At 59.5% G+C, this 7672-nt stretch carries 8 protein-coding genes; all 8 read left to right on the top strand.

Annotated features, from left to right (window positions below):
- The coding region (locus tag ACWKV5_RS26040; RefSeq protein WP_483843570.1) for an aldehyde dehydrogenase family protein at positions 1-597 on the top strand (597 nt) is incomplete at its 5' end.
- 239 nt (positions 598-836) lie between these two features.
- Positions 837-2207: an ethanolamine permease gene (gene eat, locus ACWKV5_RS26035; RefSeq protein ID WP_027924316.1), complete on the top strand. Its 1371-nt coding sequence runs from the start codon at positions 837-839 to the stop codon at positions 2205-2207.
- Between the two features lie 139 nt (positions 2208-2346).
- Positions 2347-3741, top strand: a complete 1395-nt coding sequence (gene eutB / locus ACWKV5_RS26030) for an ethanolamine ammonia-lyase subunit EutB (RefSeq protein ID WP_483843569.1) — start codon at positions 2347-2349, stop codon at positions 3739-3741.
- Positions 3742-3749: 8 nt separating this feature from the next.
- Entirely contained in the window at positions 3750-4574 is an 825-nt protein-coding gene (eutC, locus tag ACWKV5_RS26025) for an ethanolamine ammonia-lyase subunit EutC (protein ID WP_483843568.1), read from the top strand.
- 115 nt (positions 4575-4689) lie between these two features.
- The gene (locus ACWKV5_RS26020; protein WP_483843567.1) at positions 4690-5151 is read left to right on the top strand and encodes a GNAT family N-acetyltransferase; all 462 of its coding nucleotides are present in this window, start codon (positions 4690-4692) and stop codon (positions 5149-5151) included.
- A 285-nt stretch (positions 5152-5436) separates the two neighbouring features.
- The gene (locus ACWKV5_RS26015) at positions 5437-6093 is read left to right on the top strand and encodes a DedA family protein (protein ID WP_483843566.1); all 657 of its coding nucleotides are present in this window, start codon (positions 5437-5439) and stop codon (positions 6091-6093) included.
- A 6-nt stretch (positions 6094-6099) separates the two neighbouring features.
- Positions 6100-6912 carry a M90 family metallopeptidase gene (locus ACWKV5_RS26010; protein WP_483843565.1) on the top strand — a complete coding sequence of 271 codons (813 nt, stop codon included), beginning with the start codon at positions 6100-6102 and terminating at the stop codon, positions 6910-6912.
- A gap of 113 nt (positions 6913-7025) precedes the next feature.
- Positions 7026-7553 carry an inorganic diphosphatase gene (gene ppa, locus ACWKV5_RS26005; protein ID WP_003205933.1) on the top strand — a complete coding sequence of 176 codons (528 nt, stop codon included), beginning with the start codon at positions 7026-7028 and terminating at the stop codon, positions 7551-7553.
- Positions 7554-7672: the final 119 nt, after the last annotated feature.

The raw sequence follows: 7672 nt of genomic DNA, 5'->3' as shown, positions 1-7672 counted from the left end.
GTGCAAGAGTCGATCTACGACGACTTCATGAAAGTCGTGATGAAAAAAGTCCTGTCGATCAAACGTGGCGACCCGCTGGACACCGACACCATGGTCGGCGCCCAGGCGTCCGAGCAGCAATTCGACAAAATTCTTTCGTACCTGGAAATCGCCAAAGGCGAAGGCGCCGAGCTGCTGACTGGCGGCAAGATAGAAAAACTCGAGGGCAACCTGGCGACCGGGTATTACATCCAGCCGACCCTGCTCAAGGGCACCAATAAAATGCGCGTGTTCCAGGAAGAAATCTTTGGCCCGGTGGTGAGCATCACCACCTTCAAGGACGAAGCCGAAGCCCTGGCCATCGCCAACGACACCGAGTTCGGCCTCGGTGCCGGCCTGTGGACCCGCGACATCAACCGCGCCTATCGCATGGGCCGCGCCATCAAGGCCGGTCGTGTCTGGACCAACTGCTACCACCTGTACCCGGCGCACGCCGCGTTCGGTGGTTACAAAAAGTCCGGCGTCGGCCGTGAAACCCACAAGATGATGCTTGATCACTATCAGCAGACCAAAAACCTGCTGGTGAGCTACGACATCAATCCGTTGGGCTTCTTCTAAAAATCGGGGGCGATGCAGGGAGTTCTGCATCGCCCTTTCTATCGCCTTCGCGAGCAGGCTCGCTCCCACATTTGCACCGCTCCCCTTGTGGGAGCGAGCCTGCTCGCGAAGGCGTCATCGAAGGCACTCCAAAACATCGCCCTGGCCGCTCTGGCACGGGCTTTGCGTGCCCGCTTCACACCTGAAACGTCGTACCGCAAGTCCAAAACATCAAAAAATAAAAAAGACAGCGAGGACTTATGACTTCTTCTACACAGCTCAAACCCACACTCGGCACCCTGCACCTATGGGGTATTGCCGTCGGCCTGGTGATTTCCGGCGAGTACTTCGGCTGGAGTTACGGCTGGGGCACCGCCGGCACGCTGGGCTTTCTCGTCACCGCCCTGATGGTGGCGACGATGTACACGTGCTTCATCTTCAGCTTCACCGAACTGACAACCGCGATTCCCCACGCTGGAGGGCCGTTTGCCTACAGCCGGCGGGCGTTTGGTGAGAAAGGTGGATTGATCGCCGGCATCGCCACCCTGATCGAATTCGTGTTTGCGCCCCCGGCCATTGCGATGGCGATTGGCGCCTACCTCAACGTGCAATACCCGGAACTTGATCCCAAGATCGCGGCGGTTGGCGCGTATTTCGTGTTCATGGGCCTGAATATCCTCGGCGTCAGCATCGCGGCCACCTTCGAACTGGTGGTCACGGTGCTGGCGGTCGCCGAGTTGCTGGTGTTCATGGGCGTCGTGGCGCCGGGGTTCAGCTTCAGTAACTTCGTGCTTAATGGCTGGTCGGGTTCCAACGAATTCACCATCGCCTCCATTCCCGGCATCTTTGCCGCCATTCCCTTCGCGATCTGGTTTTTTCTGGCGATCGAAGGCGCGGCGATGGCTGCTGAAGAAGCCAAGGACCCGAAACGCACGATTCCCAAGGCTTACGTCAGCGGCATTCTGACCCTGGTGTTCCTGGCCATCGGCGTGATGGTGATGGCCGGCGGCGTCGGCGACTGGCGCCAACTGTCGAACATCAATGACCCGCTGCCCCAAGCGATGAAAGCCGTGGTCGGCAACAATTCGAGCTGGATGCACATGCTGGTCTGGATCGGACTGTTCGGCCTGGTGGCGAGCTTTCACGGGATCATCCTCGGCTACTCGCGCCAGTTCTTCGCCCTCGCGCGGGCCGGTTACCTGCCCAGCGGCCTGGCCAAACTCTCGCGCTTCCAGACCCCGCACCGCGCCATTCTGGCCGGCGGCGTGATCGGTATCGCGGCGATTTACAGCGACGGCCTGGTCAACCTGCAAGGCATGACCTTGACGGCGGCAATGATCACCATGTCGGTATTCGGTGCCATCGTGATGTACATCATCAGTATGCTGAGCCTGTTCAAACTGCGTAAAACCGAACCGAACCTGGAACGAACCTTCCGCGCACCGGGCTACCCGATTGTTCCGGGGATCGCGCTGTTCCTGGCGGTGGTGTGCCTGGTGGCCATGGCCTGGTTCAACACGCTGATCGGCTGTGTGTTCCTCGGTTTCATGGCCGCCGGTTACCTGTATTTCCAGCTGACCGCCAAGCAGCGCGCCGACGCGCCGGCCGATGCGATGCTCGAAGGTATTTAAGTTGCACCGGCGCCGGGCTTGCAGACCGGCGCCTGCGTTATTGAAGTGCATGCAGCCCCCCTGTGGGAGCGAGCCTGCTCGCTCCCACACTGGAATGTCAGTGTTATTGAGACTTGTACAAAACAGGAGAAATCGCCCCATGGCCGCATTTGCCCACTCCGTCGGCGCTCAGACCTACCGCTTCGAGAGCCTCAAGGACGTCATGGCCAAGGCCAGTCCGGCGCGCTCCGGGGATTTCCTGGCGGGCGTCGCCGCGCTCAACGATGGCGAGCGTGTGGCCGCGCAAATGGCCCTGGCCGACATCCCGCTGACCCACTTCCTGCAGGAAGTACTGATTCCTTATGAGGCCGATGAAGTCACCCGACTGATCATCGACACTCACGACGCACACGCCTTCGCCGCGGTCAGCCACCTCACCGTCGGCGGTTTTCGCGACTGGCTGCTCAGCGATGCCGCCGATGAACAGAGCCTGCGCGCGCTCGCCCCCGGCCTGACGCCGGAAATGGTCGCCGCCGTATCGAAGATCATGCGCGTCCAGGACCTGGTGCTGGTGGCGCAGAAAATCCGCGTGGTGACGAAATTTCGCGGCACCATGGGCTTGCGCGGGCGTTTATCCACCCGCCTGCAACCCAATCACCCCACCGACGAGCCCGCGGGTATCGCGGCAAGCATCCTCGACGGCCTGTTGTACGGAAACGGCGATGCGATGATTGGCATCAACCCGGCCACCGACAGCATCGCCTCGATCTGCGCCATGCTGGAAATGCTCGATGCGATCATCCAGCGCTACGAAATCCCGACCCAGGCCTGCGTGCTGACCCACGTCACCACATCGATCGAAGCGATCAATCGGGGGGTGCCGCTGGACCTGGTGTTCCAGTCGATCGCCGGCACCGAGGCGGCCAACGCCAGTTTCGGCATCAACCTGAATGTGTTGAAGGAAGGTTATGACGCCGGTTTGAGCCTGAATCGCGGCACGCTGGGCCAGAACCTGATGTATTTCGAAACCGGCCAAGGCAGTGCGCTGTCCGCCAACGCCCACCACGGCATCGATCAACAGACCTGCGAAACCCGCGCCTATGCCGTGGCGCGCCACTTCAAGCCGTTCTTGGTCAACACGGTAGTCGGCTTCATCGGCCCGGAATACCTCTACAACGGCAAACAGATCATTCGCGCCGGCCTCGAAGACCACTTCTGCGGCAAGTTGCTGGGCGTGCCGATGGGCTGCGACATCTGTTACACCAACCACGCTGAAGCCGACCAGGACGACATGGACACGCTGCTGACTTTACTGGGCGTGGCCGGGATCAACTTCATCATGGGCATCCCCGGTTCCGACGACATCATGCTCAACTACCAGACCACCTCGTTCCACGACGCCCTCTACGCCCGTCAGACTCTGGGCCTTAAACCCGCGCCGGAATTCGAGCAGTGGCTGACGAAAATGGGCATCTTTACCCAGGCGGACGGCAAAATTCACTTCGGCGACAGCCTGCCCCCGGCCTTCCGCCAGGCAATGGCGCAATTGGGATGAGTGCTTTCATGGAAAAACCACCCGTTGATCCACAGAACCCGTTGCTGGAATTGCGCCGCCTGACACCCGCGCGGATTGCCTTGGGGCGCACGGGCACCAGCATGCCGACCAGCGCCCAACTGGATTTCCAGTACGCCCATGCGCAGGCACGGGATGCGGTGCATTTGCCGTTCGATTCGGCGGGGCTCAGTTCGCAACTGACCGGGATCGGGCGCGACAGTCTGTTGCTGCACAGCGCCGCCACGAACCGGGACAGCTATTTGCAGCGCCCTGATCTGGGGCGAAAGCTCAGCGATGAGTCGGCGCAGACGCTTCGCGAGTACGCGACGGCCAACCCCGGCGGTGTCGATCTGGTGATTGTGGTGGCCGACGGGCTGTCGGCACTGGCGGTGCATCGCCATACCTTGCCGTTTCTCGCACGCCTGGATGAACAGGTGCAGGCCGAAGGCTGGTCCGTGGCACCCGTGGTGCTGGTGGAACAGGGCCGCGTCGCTGTGGCCGACGAGATCGGTGAACTGATGGGGGCGAAGATGACGGTCATCCTGATCGGTGAACGCCCCGGGCTCAGCTCCCCTGATAGTCTGGGTTTATATTTCACCTACAATCCAAAGATTGGCCTGACGGATGCTTATCGCAATTGCATCTCCAACGTTCGGCTCGAAGGCCTGAGTTACGGCATGGCCGCACACCGCTTGTTGTATTTGATGCGAGAGGCCTGTCGTAGACAGCTGTCGGGGGTCAATCTCAAGGACGAGGCGCAGCTCCAGACACTGGAATCGGACGCCGGTACGGACATGAAACGAAACTTCCTGCTGGGTCAAACAGATGCCTGAACCGTTTCCGCATTGCGTTTGCGAATAGGTTTCAGGCAGGATCGACGAACGGCCGCCACGGGTTTCCCATCGCCGTCAATGCAGTAAAGACAGCCACTTGAAGACGAGACCTACCATGCGGATTATTCAAGCGACCCTCGAACACCTGGACCTATTGGCGCCCATGTTCGTGAAATATCGTGAATTTTATGGATCCCTGCCGTACCCGGACTCGTCCCGAGCGTTCCTCGAAAAACGCCTGCGCCGCAAGGAATCGGTGATCTATCTGGCGCTGTCCGATGACGACAGCAACAAACTGATGGGTTTCTGTCAGTTGTACCCGAGCTTTTCGTCCCTTTCGCTGAAACGAGTATGGATCCTCAACGACATTTATGTCGCCGAAGACGCCCGCCGCCAACTGGTGGCTGACAACCTGATCCGTACCGCGAAGAAAATGGCCAAGGAAACCAATGCCGTGCGCATGCGCGTTTCCACCAGCAGCAACAACGAAGTCGCGCGCAAAACCTATGAATCCATCGGATTCAAGGAAGACACCGAGTTCAAGAACTACGTGTTGCCGATCAGCGACGGGCTCTGAGCCCCACCGATCTACTGTGGGAGCGAGCCTGCTCGCGATAGCCGCACCTCGGTTTGACTGAATCACCGAGGCGAGGCTATCGCGAGCAGGCTCACTCCTACAAAAGCCCTGCCTGGACCATCTGTCTACTGCGACATCCCTCGCTACAAACTGAACGCTCTTTTCACTTTTCAGTCCGTATAATCCCGATCTTTCCGACTTGTAAGAAAAACTACACCTGCGTGTAGTCTTATGCGAAGTCATCCGCACAGGCCTGCTGAGTCGGGCCGTCACCACAGGTGCCCCATGGATTTCAACCCGATCGACATTGTTCTGCATCTCGACGTTTACCTCGACATGCTGGTGACCAACTATGGGACCTGGATTTACGCCATCCTGTTTCTGGTGATTTTCTGTGAAACCGGTCTGGTGGTGATGCCATTCCTGCCGGGCGATTCCCTGTTGTTCATTGCCGGTGCCGTTGCGGCCGGTGGCGGCATGGATCCGGTATTGCTGGGCGGCCTGCTGATGCTTGCGGCGATTCTCGGCGACAGCACCAACTACCTGATTGGTCGAACGGCCGGCGAAAAACTGTTCAGTAACCCGAATTCGAAGATCTTCCGCCGCGACTACCTGCAACAAACCCACGATTTCTACGACAAGCACGGCGGCAAAACCGTGACCCTTGCGCGTTTCCTGCCGATCATCCGCACCTTTGCACCGTTCGTCGCCGGTGTCGGCAAGATGCCTTACCCGCGGTTCTTCTTCTTCAGCGTGATCGGCACGATTCTTTGGGTCGGCGGCCTGGTGACCCTCGGTTACTTCTTCGGCAACGTACCGTTCATCAAGACAAACCTGTCGTTGCTGGTGGTAGGCATCATCCTGCTGTCGCTGGTGCCGATGATCATTGGCATGGTCCGCAGCCGCCTCGGCAACGCCGCGTCCAAAGCCCAATCGCGCTGAACAGCGATGTGGTCGCTTAGTGCCTGGCGTCGCCAGCGCACCCTGGCCAAGCACCCGATTGCCGACGACATGTGGCATCGGGTGCGCCATCACCTGAGCTTCCTCGATGGCATCAGCGCCACCGAAGACCAGTGGTTGCGCGAAGCCAGCGTGCTGTTCCTCGAAGACAAACACCTGACCGCCCTGCCCGGCGTTGAACTGCATCAGGAGCAGCGCCTGCTGCTGGCCGCGCAAGCGCAATTGCCGCTGTTGAACCTGGGCGATTTGAACTGGTACCAGGGTTTCCACGAAATCATCCTCTACCCCGACGACTTCCTCAGCCCCCAGCGCCACCGCGATGCCAGCGGCGTCGAGCATGAGTGGGACGGCGAACACAGTGGCGAGGCGTGGCAGCAAGGCCCGATCATCCTCGCCTGGCCGGGCGTGATGGCCAGTGGTGGCTGGGAAGGCTACAACCTGGTCATCCACGAACTCGCGCACAAACTCGACATGCTCAATGGCGTCGCCAACGGCCTGCCGCCGTTGCACCCGGACATGAGGGTCAGCGATTGGGCCAAGGTGATGCAAGAGGCCTACGACGACCTCGACCGGCAACTGGAGCGCAATCCGGACGCCGAAACCGCGATCGATCCCTATGCCGCAGAAAACCCTGCCGAGTTTTTCGCCGTCACCAGCGAATACTTCTTCAGCGCCCCGGATTTGCTGCACGAGGCTTATCCCAAGGTGTATGAGCAGCTGAAGTTGTTTTACCGACAGGACCCGCTGGCCCGGTTGCGGCAACTTCTGGCCGAAGACCCGGTCTATCAGGCACGCGACTAAGGTCTACACGACTTCTGGTACATGGCGTCATCGGCGGAATATGCCTATAATCGCCGCCACTTTTTGGTCAATCCGGCCAAGTGTTTTTGGTCAACTAACGGGGGCACCGCCCAATGAGCTACAGCAAGATTCCGGCTGGCAAAGACCTGCCGAACGACATCTACGTCGCGATCGAGATCCCGGCCAACCACGCGCCGATCAAATACGAAATCGACAAAGACAGCGATTGCCTGTTCGTTGACCGTTTCATGGCCACCCCGATGTTCTACCCGGCCAACTACGGTTACATTCCGAACACCCTGGCTGACGACGGTGATCCCCTCGACGTGCTGGTTGTAACCCCTTACCCGGTTGCTCCAGGTTCGGTCATCCGCGCTCGTCCAGTCGGCATCCTGAACATGACCGACGACGGCGGCGGCGATGCCAAAGTCATCGCAGTCCCACACGACAAGCTGTCCCAGCTGTACGTCGACGTGAAGGAATACACCGACCTGCCGCCACTGCTGATCCAGCAGATCGAGCACTTCTTCGCGAACTACAAAGATCTCGAAAAAGGCAAATGGGTGAAAATCGAAGGCTGGGCCGGCGCCGATGCCGCCCGCGAAGCGATCACCAAGTCGGTTGCTGCCTACAAAGGCTAAGACGCCATTGGCCTTGTGCCACTGACGACTTGAAAAAAACCCCGGTTGATCCGGGGTTTTTTGTGGGCGTTCATAAAGGGCTTTAAACAGCGTGTTTATCTTTTCGCCGCTGCGGTTTT

This window comes from Pseudomonas oplopanacis (assembly GCF_057128725.1).
The sequence above is the reverse complement of the archived record's forward strand: the minus strand, read 5'-3'. Positions and strand labels throughout refer to the sequence as shown.